Below are 12,870 nucleotides of genomic sequence, written 5' to 3'. Positions count from 1 at the left end.
CGCCAATCACCTAACGCTCTGAAACAAAACAAAGCGAAGGGTGAGTGGAGGGATGACATAGCACCATGCCTGAAGTGAAGAGAAGTCGCGGCTGTAAGCACAAATTCTACCCAAGAACCGAACGTTGACACACACCAGCCGAACATCAGATATCTATCGCCTGCCTGACTTGAAAACAAGTCGCCCTCACCCAAGGGTTTGCAGGCAGTGTGGAAGACGCGACTTCAATTCTGGGCATGAAAGAGTAGCAACGGCATCTCCCACAGTGGCAGCCAAGTCCACCGACCTTTTGCGAAACTAAATGACATCACCGTCTACACGACTCCTCAACTCCAACGCTACGGAATCGCCAACCCAAGCAAAATCAGGTGGTTGCGGCTGCGACAGCCCGAGTAGCGCCACCGTGGAAAGGGACGAAAAGCTCGAAGAACGTATTGCGAAACATCCCTGCTACAGCGAAGACGCTCATCACCACTACGCCCGGATGCACGTTGCAGTTGCACCAGCTTGCAACATCCAATGCAACTATTGCAACCGCAAATATGACTGCGCTAACGAAAGCCGTCCTGGAGTAGTTAGCGAATTGCTAACACCAGAACAAGCAGCACACAAAGCTTTGGTCATTGGCGGCAAGATTCCCCAAATGACAGTTGTGGGAATTGCCGGCCCTGGCGACCCTCTGGCGAACCCAGATAAGACTTTCCGCACATTTGAGTTGATTGCAGAACAAGCACCAGACATCAAGCTGTGTTTATCAACCAATGGTTTAATGCTGCCTGACTACATCGATCGCATTAAACAATTAAATATAGATCACGTTACGATCACCATTAACATGGTAGATCCAGAGATCGGTGCTCAGATTTATCCTTGGGTTCACTACAGACGCAAGCGTTATAGAGGTCTTGAAGGTGCGAAAATCCTCCACGAAAGACAGATGGAAGGATTGCAAGCCCTGAAAGATGCTGACATCTTGTGCAAAGTTAACTCAGTGATGATTCCCGGAATTAATGACCATCACTTAGTTGAAGTGAATCGAGTCATTCGTGAGAAAGGTGCATTCTTGCACAACATCATGCCATTGATTTCTGCACCAGAACATGGCACACACTTTGGTTTAATCGGTCAACGCGGCCCCACACCCAAAGAACTCAAAGAAGTTCAAGATAATTGCTCCGGTAACATGAAAATGATGCGCCACTGTCGCCAGTGTCGTGCCGATGCAGTTGGATTGTTGGGAGAAGACCGCAGCCAAGAATTTTCCAAAGAGAAATTCTTGGAAATGACTCCAGACTATGACATGGAGAAACGTCAAGAAGTTCATGACGGGATTGAGAAGTTTAAAGAAGAACTGAAAGTAGCCAAAGATAAGGCGCTTGCCGGCAAGAAATTTGCCAACAGTCCGAAAGTCCTAGTTGCAGTAGCAACCAAAGGCGGCGGATTGGTTAACCAACACTTCGGTCATGCGAAAGAATTCCAAATTTACGAAGTGGGTGGGGATGAAGTTCGCTTTGTCAGCCATCGCAAAATTGACCAATACTGCCAAGGTGGATACGGCGAAGAAGCTTCCTTTGAGCATATTATGAAAGCGATCGCAGATTGCAAAGCAGTTTTAGTCTCTAAGATTGGTAACTGTCCTCAAGAAAAATTGCAAGAAGCTGGAATCAAGACTGTTGAAGCTTACGACGTAATCGAAAAGGTTGCTTTGGAGTTCTACGAGCAATACGTTAAAGAATTAGGGAATAACGAATAGGGCATGGGGCATAGGGCATGGGGCATGGGATAAGAAGTATATCCCTAATGCCCTCCCCTAAACCCAATCCTCAATGCCCAATGCCCACTGCCCCATTCCCAAAAAAGGAGAATAAATCATGGCTTACAAAATTCTTACTAGCCAGTGTATTTCCTGCAATCTCTGTCTAACGGTATGTCCCACAAATGCAGTTAAAGTGGTTGACGGACAGCACTGGATTGACCCTGAACTTTGTACAAACTGTATTGGTAGCATTCATACTGTACCTCAGTGTAAAGCTGGTTGTCCCACCTGCGACGGTTGCATTAAGCAGCCTAGCGATTACTGGGAAGGCTGGTTTACCAATTACAACCGTGTAGTCGCTAAATTAACAAATAAACAAGATTACTGGGAACGTTGGTTTCAAAGCTATTCCCAGAAATACTCTGAGCAGTTGCAAAAGCGTCAATCCCAATCAGTGGGTTCTGAAGCTTAATTAAATAATTCGTAATTCTTAATTGAAGACAACAATGCAAAATAACTGCATCTATCTTGATAATAATGCTACCACTAAGGTAGACCCAGAAGTTATAGAGGTAATGTTACCTTACCTCACAGATTATTACGGCAATCCCTCCAGTATGCATACCTTTGGTGGGCAAGTCGGTAAAGCAGTGAGAACCGCAAGAGAACAACTTGCAGCCATCCTGGGAGCCGATGAGTCAGAAATTGTCTACACAAGTTGTGGAACTGAGGGAGATAACGCGGCAATTCGAGCCGCACTGTTGGCGCAACCAGAAAAGCGACACATCGTCACTACTCAAGTAGAACATCCAGCAGTACTCAATGTCTGCAAACAATTAGAAACCCAGGGTTATAGTGTTACCTATCTATCAGTAAATAATCAAGGGCAGCTCGATCTAGATGAACTAGAAGCTTCCTTGACGGGTAACACCGCCTTGGTGACAATTATGTATGCTAATAACGAAACCGGCACGGTTTTCCCGATTGAGCAAATTGGGTTGCGCGTCAAAGAATCTGGCGCTATCTTCCATGTAGATGCGGTGCAAGCAGTGGGAAAAATCCCGTTGAATATGAAGACTAGCACGGTGGATATGTTAACCCTGTCTGGTCATAAGCTGCACGGGCCGAAAGGAATTGGTGCTTTATATATCCGGCGCGGAGTTCGGTTCCGTCCCTTCATTCTTGGGGGACACCAAGAACGCGGACGTAGGGCGGGAACTGAGAATGTTCCAGCAATTATCGCCTTGGGCAAAGCTGCGGAACTAGAACTGCTACACTTAGAAGAATCGATCGCCAGAGAAAGAAAGCTGCGCGATCGCCTGGAACAAACTTTACTAGCTACAATTCCCGATTGTGTCGTTAACGGTGACGTTACGCAGAGATTGCCAAACACCACAAATATCGGCTTCAAGTACATCGAAGGTGAAGCAATTCTATTGTTATTGAACAAATACGGTATCTGTGCATCATCCGGTTCTGCTTGTACCTCCGGTTCTCTGGAACCCTCCCACGTCCTGCGGGCAATGGGCTTACCCTACACAACTTTGCACGGTTCTATCCGCTTCAGTCTTTGTCGCTACACCACAGAAGCCGAAATCGATCGAGTAATAGAGGTAATGCCCAGCATTGTAGAACGTTTACGCGCCCTCTCACCCTTCAAAAATGATGACGCAAGTTGGTTGCAAGGACAGTCATTAGTCATTAGTCATTAGTCATTGGTCATTGGTCATTAGTCATTGGTCATTAGTCATTAGTTTTGGAAAAGTGACAAGTGACAAAGGACAAGTGACAAAGGACAAAGGACAAATGACAAAGGACAAATGACATAGGACAAATGACAAAGGACAAAGGACAAAAGTTATGTGGGACTACACCGATAAAGTATTAGAACTGTTTTACGATCCCAAAAATCAGGGAGAAATTGAAGAAACGGGCGAAGCTGGAGTTAAGGTTGCAACGGGTGAAATCGGCAGCATTGCTTGCGGCGATGCTCTAAGATTGCACCTGAAAGTGGAAGTAGAATCTGATAAGATTCTAGATGCTCGCTTTCAAACCTTTGGTTGTACTAGTGCGATCGCATCTTCTAGTGCATTAACCGAAATGGTTAAGGGTTTAACCTTAGATGAAGCTCTGAAAGTGTCCAACAAAGACATTGCAGATTACCTGGGTGGTTTGCCAGAAGCAAAGATGCACTGCTCTGTCATGGGACAAGAAGCGCTAGAAGCCGCTATCTATAATTATCGTGGCATTCCTCTCGCTACCCACGATGATGATGATGAAGGTGCATTAGTTTGCAGTTGCTTTGGCATCAGCGAGTCTAAGATTCGTCGCGTGATTCTAGAAAATCATCTCACGGATGCCGAGCAAGTAACAAATTATGTAAAAGCTGGTGGCGGATGCGGTTCCTGTCTGGCGAACATTGATGATATTATTAGATCAGTTCAACAGGAATACGCCTCACCTGCTCTCAACAATTACGGCGTACAAGTTGCCACAGAAATTGTTACATCTAAGGAACGAGCGCTAACAAACGTCCAAAAGATTGCTCTAATTCAAAAGGTTCTTGATGAAGAAGTCAGACCCGTACTGATTGCAGACGGGGGAGATGTAGAACTCTATGATGTAGAAGGCGATCGCGTTAAAGTTGTACTGCAAGGTGCTTGCGGTTCCTGTTCTAGTAGTACAGCAACTCTGAAAATTGCGATCGAAGCCAGATTACAAGATCGTGTCAGCAAGAGCCTTGTAGTCGAAGCAGTTTAGGAATTGCTGTAGGACTTAACGTATTCTACAAATACGCTCTAATATGCATTCAGCCAGGAACAGAAAGTAGGATTTGAACCATATAATTGTCTCCACATCAATGCTTCAATCCTACTAGCAACCGATAGCTTCATTAGCTATGACGGCTAACAGCATATAGGCAAAAAGATTAAGCGCCTACTTGCAAATTTCATCATCCAACTCGCTTCAAAGGAACAGGATATGAGCACATTGTACGACAACATTGGTGGACAACCAGCTATTGAACAAGTAGTAGATGAACTCCACAAACGCATTGCCGCAGACAGCCTTCTCAGCCCCATTTTTGCTGGTACAGACATGGCGAAGCAACGCAATCATCTAGTTGCTTTCTTAGGTCAAATATTTGAGGGGCCAAAGCAATACGGCGGTCGTCCAATGGACAAAACCCACGCTGGAATGAACCTACAGCAACCACACTTCGATGCGATCGCCAAGCATCTCGGTGAAGCAATGGCTGTGCGTGGAGTGTCAGCAGAAGACACCAAAGCTGCACTAGATCGCGTCACAAATATGAAGGGCGCTATTTTGAACAAGTAATAGGACTTATGTATTGATTGTTGACAAATAACAACATCAAGTCCTATTGAATCTTGCAAGCTGAAACACATTATGACGTATTTGTAAATCGCGTAATTTTCTTTGTTCTTTGTCAAAACAAATGACAAAGGACAAAGGACAAAAAATCAAAAGAAAAAAATTTTAACGAGGAAGATCGATGAACTTACTGTCAATAATTTTGGCTGTGGAGCGATCGCCCCCAGCAGGCATTTATGCCAACGCTATCAACGATGCTCTACACGCGCTCACTACTGTCGCTCAACTGGCGTGAACGCAACTGACAAACGCACAGACCCACCAACCAACCAATTGCAGGGAAACACGAACAATGACAGACGAAAACATTAGACAGATAGCTTTCTACGGTAAGGGCGGTATCGGTAAATCTACCACCTCCCAAAACACCTTAGCAGCTATGGCAGAAATGGGTCAACGCATCCTCATCGTCGGTTGCGACCCTAAAGCTGACTCCACCCGTTTGATGCTGCACAGCAAGGCTCAAACAACCGTTCTTCACCTCGCCGCAGAACGTGGTGCAGTAGAAGATATCGAACTCGAAGAAGTAATGTTAACCGGTTTCCGTGACGTTCGTTGCGTAGAATCTGGTGGGCCAGAACCCGGTGTAGGTTGCGCCGGTCGTGGTATCATCACCGCCATCAACTTCTTAGAAGAAAATGGTGCTTACCAAAACCTAGACTTCGTATCTTACGACGTATTAGGTGACGTTGTGTGCGGTGGTTTCGCAATGCCTATCCGTGAAGGCAAGGCACAAGAAATCTACATCGTAACATCAGGTGAAATGATGGCGATGTATGCTGCTAACAACATCGCTCGTGGTGTTCTTAAGTATGCACACACAGGTGGCGTGCGTTTGGGTGGTTTGATTTGTAATAGCCGTAACACTGACCGGGAAATCGAACTAATCGAAACCTTGGCAAAACGGTTGAACACCCAAATGATTCACTTCGTACCCCGTGACAACATCGTTCAACACGCAGAATTGCGCCGGATGACAGTTAACGAGTACGCACCAGAAAGCAACCAAGCTAACGAATACCGGACATTGGCTCAAAAAATTATCGACAACAAGAATCTAGCTATTCCTACACCCATCGAAATGGAAGAACTAGAAGAATTGTTGATTGAATTCGGTATCCTCGAAAGCGACGAAAATACCGCAATGTTGGTTGGTAAGAGTGCTGCTGAAGCTCCTGTAGTATAATTCGCTGCTAATAAATAACGCTTTAGCACAAGGAAAAAGGAAGAGTTCCATATCTTACCTTTTCCCCTCTCACTTGCATCTCCCCCCTAACCTTAGAGGGGACTCCTAGTCCCCCTATGCCCCGATCCTTACAAGTCACAGAGGCTAAATATGACACCTCCAGAAAATCAAAACATCATCGAAGAAAGAAAAGAACTAATTAAAGAAGTTCTAAACGCTTACCCCGATAAAGCTAAGAAAAAACGGGAAAAGCACTTAGGCGTATACGAAGAAGGTAAGGCCGATTGCGGCGTTAAGTCTAACATCAAATCCCTTCCTGGGGTAATGACCGCTCGTGGTTGTGCTTACGCCGGTTCTAAAGGTGTGGTTTGGGGCCCTATTAAGGACATGATCCACATCAGCCACGGGCCTGTAGGTTGCGGTTACTGGTCTTGGTCTGGTCGTCGTAACTACTACATCGGCACCACAGGTATTGACACCTTTGGTACCATGCACTTCACCTCTGACTTCCAAGAACGAGATATCGTTTTTGGTGGTGACAAGAAACTTACCAAGCTCATCCAAGAACTTGATGTACTTTTCCCACTCAACCGTGGTGTTTCCATTCAATCAGAATGTCCCATCGGTCTAATTGGGGATGACATCGAAGCAGTTGCTCGGAAGACATCGAAAGAAATTGGCAAGCCAGTTGTACCTGTGCGTTGCGAAGGCTTCCGGGGTGTTTCCCAATCTTTGGGACACCACATTGCTAACGACATGGTTCGTGACTGGGTTTTCACCAGATCCGACCAAGCTAAGAAAGACGGTACACTCAAGTTTGAAGGTACTCCTTATGATGTAGCCATCATTGGTGACTACAACATCGGTGGAGATGCTTGGGCTAGCCGCATCCTGTTAGAAGAAATCGGCTTGCGCGTAGTCGCTCAGTGGTCAGGTGATGGCACCATCAACGAAATGTTGATGACCCCCAATGTGAAGATGAACCTCATCCACTGTTACCGGTCGATGAACTACATCAGCCGTCACATGGAAGAAGCTTATGGTATACCCTGTACAAAGTATGATTTAATATCTTGTGATACCAGGATTTAGTCCACGTCTAACTTTGCTCAATTTAAACATTGTTCTAAATGGACTAAATTTTAAGACACATTTAAGACACAATGAAAAGCAAGGCGCAGGACGACGTTTTTGAGGATTTCATTCCGCCAGCATCTACCGATGGCAGCTATCTAGGAACGCAGAAACACATGAAGGCTACTCGGCAGCATCTGGAACGCAAGTTTGAGAAAGGTTTGACAGACACTAGGGCCCGTTTAAAAGCCGCTAAGGTGAAAGTGGGTTTGGTCGTGGCACGGGACACTATTCAATTGCAAGCATCTCTACCAATCAAGCCAGGCGATCGCGACACGAAAGGAACTGGTTTTAAGCAGTACAAGATTTCGCTAAATATCCCTGCAAGCTTGGACGGTTTGAGAACAGCTGAGGAAGAGGCAAACGAGCTAGGCAAGCTACTCGCCCGCAAACAATTTGAATGGACTGACAAATATCTGGGTAAAATCGCCAAGGTCAGCAACAGATCCCAAACCCTTGGTGATGTTTTAGAAGAGTTTGAAACTGAGTATTTCAAAACACGCAAATTAACAGAAAAGAGTAAACACACCTTTTTCTATTACAAGGAGTATTTACGGCGATTGATTGGGCTAGATACTTTATTGACTCAATCGGAGATTGATAAAAAAATTGCGGGATTGACGGGTGATTCCGCCAAATACAGTGCAGTTAAATCGTTGAAAGTTTTAAAATCAACTCTTAATTTAACTAGCTTAACTCTCGAACATTTTAAAGCTACACAACCCAAAAGTCAGGCTAGGGATATTCCCAGTGATGAGAGTATCATCAGATGTTATGAATCTTTTCATCAGTACTCTTTGACTAGAAGCCTAACAATTAAAAAGAATTGTTTAGACAGTTGGAAGATGTGGGAATGGGTGTATGGAATGCTTGCTACCTATGGACTACGCCCAAGAGAACTGTTTGTAAATCCTGAAATTGATTGGTGGTTGAGTCCTGAAAATAAAGATAATACATGGAAGGTTCACCCAGATACTAAGACTGGTTACAGGGAAGCTTTACCGCTACATCCTGAATGGGTTTACTTGTTTGATTTAAAAAATGTAGAGCCTTTGAAACTGTTAAAAGCTCAAACTGATGACAGAACTAGTTTTACAGATATCAACACTATTCGGGTTAATTGTTCATCCTGGTTTAGGCGCGTCAATATTCCGTTTACCCCCTATGACTTACGCCACGCTTGGGCAATTCGAGCGCACATGATGGGCATTCCAATTAAAGCTGCTGCTGACAATTTGGGGCATTCTGTAGAGATTCACACTGAGATTTATCAGAAGTGGTTCAGCTTGGAGAACCGGAGGAAGGTAATTAAGCAGGCAGTAGATAAAAAAGATGACATGGATATGTTGATACAGGAGAATGCACAACTAAGGGCTGAGGTGGAATATCTCAGACAAGCTCTGGCACGGCATCAAATCAGTGAGGTGCTGTCTAGTTAACTTAACGCAGAGTGTAGTTTATTGGTAGCGGTGCATCTCTATTTATTTAGCTTTTGAAACTGTTAAACTAGCGCTGCTATATTTTTGGGAAATTTATTATATAAAATGCCTATTTTTTTTGGTAATTTATATTAAAAAATAGCCAGTCAAAAAATTGCCTACAGTTGCTAAAAACGTTACCCAGAGCGGATTTTACCCGTCTACAGTTTCGTCTACACCTGTAGAGAGTGTAGACGCACTTAACCCACACTGTAACCGTACTTGTCACCGTCGATCGTGGCACTATAACCGCCTTTATCACCGTCGATCGTGGCACATAAAGCGTACTTGTCACCTTCTGTTGTTGCGGTGTAGGCGAACTGTAGACGGGTTTAAACCGAGTTTAAATCGTGCATAAGTTGACTATAAACCGTGCTTTAGTTCCTTGATAAAAGCGTCAATCGCCTTTCCTGCCGTTGATTGCTTGCCCATTTTCAGCTTGGCAAGAGCGCGATCGCGGGTTCCTTCATAATCTAGTGCAGGGGATGCACCTGCTGTTTGTGGCTGTTGCCTGAGTTGCTGGTTTTCTCTCTCCAGTTCCCTGATCTGTTCTAATCTCCTGTTGAGAACTGTTCCATCCTTCAAGATATTGTTTTCTCGCTCAACTGATGCTAATTGCTGTTCTAGCTCCTTCTTCTCCTTGCGGGAATGCTTGAGACGAGTTTCTAGGCTTTTGACCTCGGCTTGCAACTGGCTGACGGCTTCAGTGTTAGCTACAGTTGAATCTTCATTGCTTGGTTGCCCGGTAGTGCTATTCTCCTCTACTACCGGGCTTTCAATTTTCCCCGCAGTTCCTCCAGTTGCGATCGCACTTCGACTAGACTCTCTTCTATACGCTTGTCTATGAAATTAATTAAATTTGAATTATCACCTACCGGGGTAGACACATCGCTAGCTATTCTTCTTTCTGCTAAACATTTATCGATAAATTCGTCGAGAACAGCTGAAGCACTTGTTCCTTGGTTGGTAACTAGAGATTTAAAAGCTTCCCATTTTTCTGGCTCAATGCGAAAAGTTGCAAGTTTGCTACCAATTACTGCTTCCCCATTAAATTCAGGCTCTAGCAGTTCTATCAAGCTGTCTTCTACGTAAGTCAATCCATCCACTGCAACGGGAAACCAACCTATGCGCGTATCTGTTCCAGCTTCAACGAATTGGAGAATTCTATGATGTTGGAGAAATCGGCTTTTCAGGTTGACCGTCTTACCAATGTATAACAGTCTGTTAGACGACCAAACGAGATAGATTGCAGAAATAGCTGGAAGCTTATTTCTATCTGCAAGTGGCAATGACGGCAAGCTAGAGCGCAGCATCTCTACAACTACAGATGTTCTGTCTTGCCCTGTTGCCTCAACTTGAGAGGTAATAACTGCTGCCAGATCATCCGGGCAACGAAAAGTTAACGATACAGACATAACTTTATTGTCTTACTAATGTCTAACAGCAGTCTAACAGTAGCGTTCATTCTTTACAAGACAGTGTTAGACAATATGTAAGTAATCTATTGACTTTCGTATAACATCGTCTTACGATATATCCAAGATGACTAAATCAAGCGTAAGACAATAAGGTTGAGCGAGTAAGTTCGTTGCGTCGCATCGCTCCTTAATTCTCCTACCCACAGCAGATGGATAAATGATCATCTCGGCTAAAGAAGTGCGATCGCAATTCGTTGCGAAATCTGCTTCGATGATTTCAGATACGACAAATGAAGTCAGCGCTTGAATGCGCCCCGGCAAGAGAGTCTGTTACCTCTCCCCCACCGGCACGACTTCCCCAATCGTTCAGTTTGAAGAACCACGATTAAGAGGCAATACAAATTATGCAACAAGCGCAGACCGACAGCAATGGTACTGTACCTGTTTTTACTGCGGATGAAGGTAATGATTCTCTGGCTGCGATGATGACACGCGCCCTGGATGAATGGAACGTTATTCAGTATTACCAGCAGCTTTTAGAACTTGAACGCATTGGGTCAGCAGACTCTATTGCGCTGCTTACCGATTGCTACCTAAAGCTTTCAGAACCGCACCGGGACGAGTTGGAACTAACTTTAAAAGCTATGCACAAGTTGATTAGCACTATCTCAAAGGGTTAGCGAATGCTTATTTTTCCAAAAGCCGGACTTGTTTAACATTTTCAGCAACCCCTGTCTAAGCGGGGGTTGTTTAACATCTTAAAAAATAACGAGAATTATATGTCACAAATAAAGCAGTTTGGCAAATTGGTACAAGACGCACGGCGAGATGACGGCTATATCAATGCAACCGAATGGTGTAAGCGTTTTGGGTATCGACTTGATAGCTGGAAGCAATTGCCAGAAACAAAAGCTAGATCAAAGCATTTGAAAATTGCAGAGTCAAATACTGAGCCTTGGATTGTTGAGCGCGTAGGTAAAACTTGGGTGACTTGGGTTCATCCAATCATGGCAGTTCACCTAGCCAGCTACCTTGATCCAGGCTTTGCCAACCATGTCGCCGAGATTTTTATCAGGTACGCCGTGGCTGACCCAACCCTCGCCGCTAATATTGCCTCACGCCAAAACACAGTACAAGGACTGGATGTCATCAACAAGGCAGTTCAGAAGCAATGGCCAAGTGCTGAAGCTGACTGTGTAGAGATTAGTCCCTAAGTATCTAAAAAATGAATTTACACTTGTGTCTGTAGACCGAAAAAAAACAACCCCTGTCTGAGTCGGAGTTGTTTAACATTTTTAGAACAATGAGAAATTTGTATGTCACAAATAGAACAGTTTGGCAAACTGGTGCAAGATTCACAGCGAGATGACAATTACATCAATGCTACCGAATGGTGTAAGCATTTTGGGTATGACTTGAGAAACTGGAAGCGACTCCCAGACACAAAAGCTAGATTAGAGCAGTTGAAAACCATACAGTCAAATGCTGAACCCTGGATTGTTGAGCGCGTAGGTAAAACTTGGGTGACTTGGGTTCACCCAATCATGGCAGTTCACCTAGCCAGCTACCTTGATCCAGACTTTGCCAACTATGTAGCGGAGATTTTTATCGGGTACGTCACTACTGACCCAATGCTTGCTGCTGACATTGCCTCAAGGCAGGAAACGACCGAGGGGCTGGACATCATTAACAAGGCAGTTCAGGAGCGTTATAAGTTTCTTAACTCTAAGTTAATGAGAGCCTTTTACATGATCAGAGATGCTTGGGGAGATAAGTTACGCTACAACAGTCTTACTGAAGAAATTCAATTAAATGGGAGTTCTTTAGGGTTACAGTCTCTCAAAATCAAGCTTGAACTAGAGCTTGATGTCAAGGTCGAACGTGAGGATGCAAAACAAATTGTTACGATTCTAGCTGTAGTCAATACCTATCCTTTAATGGATGCTGCGAATCAGCAGAGATTTGAACGGACGTTTCGGAGGTTTATCGATACAAGAAATTTTGTACCAACACAAGAGTGTCCGAGACAACCAGGATTAAGTTGAGGTTTGGTTTTTAGGATGCCCCCCTGTTCATGACTGAGGGGTATTCTTTAACGAGAAAGTTGACTGTGTTTGCACAAAATTTTTTCAGAAAAGTTTGGAAAATAGGTGGATCAAGGTGGATCACGTGGATAAAGCCAGTCTGAGTAAGGCTTTGAGTGTGATCCACGTACAAAATCAGAGGTGGATCAAGGTGGATCAAGGTGGATCACCCAGACCATTATCAGTCTAAAGCAGCACGTTTACATGTTGCTAACACGAACAAACTAAAAATTAGTAGGTGTATATAATTACAGTCTTTTTAACAGTAATGCAGTTGGCAAGAAAGTTGACCCATTGAAAATCACACAGTCAAATTTCTCAGTTGGCGAAAAAGTTGACCCCATCAAAATTACACAGTCAAATTCTGATCATCTGGCTTGCCCAGACCCATGTCAGTTTTAAAAAATCACATTTAACT

General features: G+C 44.3%; 12 protein-coding genes and 1 pseudogene. 11 read left to right on the top strand and 2 right to left on the bottom strand.

Translation table 11 applies throughout. From position 1 onward, the window contains the following. Nucleotides 1-301: 301 nt before the first annotated feature. The 8 genes and pseudogenes from nifB (at nt 302) to V7K84_RS29745 (ending at nt 8,911) form a co-directional block, all read left to right on the top strand. Nucleotides 302-1,753 (top strand): nitrogenase cofactor biosynthesis protein NifB, encoded by a 1,452-nt coding sequence (nifB, locus tag V7K84_RS29780; protein ID WP_334843531.1) that lies wholly within the window; start codon nt 302-304, stop codon nt 1,751-1,753. A gap of 118 nt (nt 1,754-1,871) precedes the next feature. Beyond that, on the top strand, nt 1,872-2,228 hold the full coding sequence (locus tag V7K84_RS29775; protein ID WP_334843529.1) for a 4Fe-4S binding protein: 357 nt from the start codon (nt 1,872-1,874) through the stop codon (nt 2,226-2,228). Nucleotides 2,229-2,262: 34 nt separating this feature from the next. Next, a complete protein-coding gene (gene nifS / locus V7K84_RS29770) occupies nt 2,263-3,468 on the top strand; it encodes a cysteine desulfurase NifS (protein ID WP_334843528.1) in 1,206 nt (401 codons plus the stop codon). A gap of 148 nt (nt 3,469-3,616) precedes the next feature. After that, nucleotides 3,617-4,516, top strand: coding sequence for a Fe-S cluster assembly protein NifU (nifU, locus tag V7K84_RS29765; protein ID WP_069073113.1), 900 nt, complete (start codon nt 3,617-3,619; stop codon nt 4,514-4,516). 222 nt (nt 4,517-4,738) lie between these two features. Beyond that, the gene (locus tag V7K84_RS29760; RefSeq protein ID WP_094327393.1) at nt 4,739-5,095 is read left to right on the top strand and encodes a globin domain-containing protein; all 357 of its coding nucleotides are present in this window, start codon (nt 4,739-4,741) and stop codon (nt 5,093-5,095) included. A 349-nt stretch (nt 5,096-5,444) separates the two neighbouring features. Further along, on the top strand, nt 5,445-6,338 hold the full coding sequence (nifH, locus tag V7K84_RS29755; RefSeq protein WP_190730906.1) for a nitrogenase iron protein: 894 nt from the start codon (nt 5,445-5,447) through the stop codon (nt 6,336-6,338). A gap of 150 nt (nt 6,339-6,488) precedes the next feature. Then, nucleotides 6,489-7,403: pseudogene (locus tag V7K84_RS29750) on the top strand (nitrogenase component 1); the annotation flags it as partial. A gap of 98 nt (nt 7,404-7,501) precedes the next feature. Then, nucleotides 7,502-8,911, top strand: coding sequence for a site-specific integrase (locus V7K84_RS29745; RefSeq protein ID WP_334843526.1), 1,410 nt, complete (start codon nt 7,502-7,504; stop codon nt 8,909-8,911). A gap of 402 nt (nt 8,912-9,313) precedes the next feature. On the opposite strand, the gene V7K84_RS29740 is transcribed toward V7K84_RS29745, so the two are convergent. Then, nucleotides 9,314-9,640: a hypothetical protein gene (locus tag V7K84_RS29740; RefSeq protein WP_334843525.1), complete on the bottom strand. Its 327-nt coding sequence runs from the start codon at nt 9,638-9,640 to the stop codon at nt 9,314-9,316. Nucleotides 9,641-9,714: 74 nt separating this feature from the next. Then, nucleotides 9,715-10,365, bottom strand: a complete 651-nt coding sequence (locus tag V7K84_RS29735; protein WP_334843523.1) for a hypothetical protein — start codon at nt 10,363-10,365, stop codon at nt 9,715-9,717. 407 nt (nt 10,366-10,772) lie between these two features. Between V7K84_RS29735 and V7K84_RS29730 the strand changes: the two genes are divergently transcribed. From V7K84_RS29730 to V7K84_RS29720, 3 genes are all read left to right on the top strand, one after another. After that, nucleotides 10,773-11,048: a hypothetical protein gene (locus V7K84_RS29730; RefSeq protein WP_334843521.1), complete on the top strand. Its 276-nt coding sequence runs from the start codon at nt 10,773-10,775 to the stop codon at nt 11,046-11,048. Nucleotides 11,049-11,147: 99 nt separating this feature from the next. Beyond that, nucleotides 11,148-11,582, top strand: a complete 435-nt coding sequence (locus V7K84_RS29725) for a KilA-N domain-containing protein (RefSeq protein ID WP_334843520.1) — start codon at nt 11,148-11,150, stop codon at nt 11,580-11,582. Nucleotides 11,583-11,684: 102 nt separating this feature from the next. Continuing rightward, a complete protein-coding gene (locus V7K84_RS29720) occupies nt 11,685-12,413 on the top strand; it encodes a KilA-N domain-containing protein (RefSeq protein ID WP_334843519.1) in 729 nt (242 codons plus the stop codon). Nucleotides 12,414-12,870 lie beyond the last annotated feature (457 nt).

Origin of the sequence: Nostoc sp. (assembly GCF_036917315.1) — a bacterium.
Classification (GTDB): domain Bacteria; phylum Cyanobacteriota; class Cyanobacteriia; order Cyanobacteriales; family Nostocaceae; genus Nostoc.
The sequence above is the reverse complement of the archived record's forward strand: the minus strand, read 5'-3'. Positions and strand labels throughout refer to the sequence as shown.